Annotated in this window: 1 protein-coding gene; it reads left to right on the top strand. The window is 70.2% G+C overall.

Annotated features, from left to right (window positions below; translation table 11 throughout):
• Positions 1-24 precede the first annotated feature (24 nt).
• The gene (locus AC1D15_RS32110; protein ID WP_477829241.1) at positions 25-1,374 is read left to right on the top strand and encodes a TolB family protein; all 1,350 of its coding nucleotides are present in this window, start codon (positions 25-27) and stop codon (positions 1,372-1,374) included.
• The last annotated feature ends 54 nt before the right edge of the window (positions 1,375-1,428 follow it).

The raw sequence follows: 1,428 nt of genomic DNA on the forward strand, positions 1-1,428 counted from the left end.
CCCTCCCAGCACGCTCCACACCTCATGCAAAACCGTCTCCTTGTGACCAGCCTGCTGCTCGCGCTGAGCGCGTCGGCCCACGCCGCCGAACTTCTCGTCGAGCCTGTCCAGGCGGGCCCCGCCGACCCGAGCCTGCAAAGCTACAACCTGCAGGAGCAGCGCGAGCTGCGCGTGTTCGCACGCTCGGCTGCCGGGTTCAAGCGTTCGCAGATCTTCTGGCAGCGCCGCGTCAACGGCGAGTGGTCGGACCCGCAGGTGCTGCCTTTCAGCGACCCGCGCTGGCGAGACTCCGACCCGCACCTGAGCGGCGATGGCAAGACGCTGACCTTCGTCTCCGACCGCCCCCTCGAGGGCGAGAAGGCGCTGGGACAGCTGGACATCCATGAGTCCCGCTGGACGGACGGCCAATGGAGTGCACCGCAGCGCTTGGCCGAGGCCGTGCAGGGCCCCGGCTTCGAGCTCGGGCCGGAGCGCTATGGCGAGCGCCTCTACTTCGGCTCCGACCGCCCCGGCGGGCCGGGCCGGCTGGCTGTCTACCAGAGCGAGCGTCTGGCCGATGGCACGCACAGCGTGCCGGTCGCGCTTCAGGCACCGATCAATGTGGGACTGTCCAACAGCGACTTCACGCTGTCACCGGATGGCCGCTACGCTCTGTGGTGGAGCGACCGCAGCGAGACCCAGGCCAGGCAGGACGGCGACCTGTTCCTGGCGGAGCGGGTCGGTGCCGGGTTCGGCCCGGCGATACGCCTGCCAGCACCGGTCAACAGCCCGAGCTTCGAGTTCACGCCCTCGGTCAGCAGCGATGGTCAGTGGCTGATATTCGCCTCCACCCGCCCGGGCCGGCATGCTGCGGGTCTGTCGCAGCTCTACCGCGTCAGCTGGCCGGCGCTGCTGGCCGAGCTGGGCTCGCGGGCCGAGACCCAAAGCCAGGCCCAGCTGGAGCAGCGCATCGGCGACCTGTGGCGCACCTTCAACAGCAAGGCCGGCGGCGCGCCCGACGCCGAGCTGCTGCGCCCGCTGCTGCATCCGCAAACGCGGATCTGGGGCCAGCGCCTGCGCGATGCCAGCCTCGACGTGCGCAGCTGGTCAGGCACCGAGTTCCTGGCCACGTTGAAAGAGCCGGCGCCCAAGGCGGTGTTCGAATGCGAGGTCCATCGCGAGCTGCGCCGCCATGGTGCCCATGCCCAGGTCTACAGCGTGGTCGAGACCCGTTACGACAGCGCCGAAGGGCCTGCCGCTTTCACCGGCGTCAACAGCAGCCAGTGGCAGCTGGGCTCGCAGGGCTGGCAGCTGCTGTCCCTGCACTACGCGACGGAGCTGCCGGGGCAGGCGCCCGCATCGCGCACGCGGCGCAGCGGCGACTGCCTGGGCTGAGCTCAGCCCAGGCGGGCTATCCAGGCACTCGATCTGGCCGAGAGTTCCCAAAGC

It is taken from the genome of Rhizobacter sp. P2_H2, assembly GCF_056403375.1.

Coding starts and splice junctions, on each gene's coding strand:
- AC1D15_RS32110 (WP_477829241.1), top strand. CDS start 25: ATGCAAAACCGTCTCCTTGTGACCAGCCTGCTGCTCGCGCTGAGCGCG.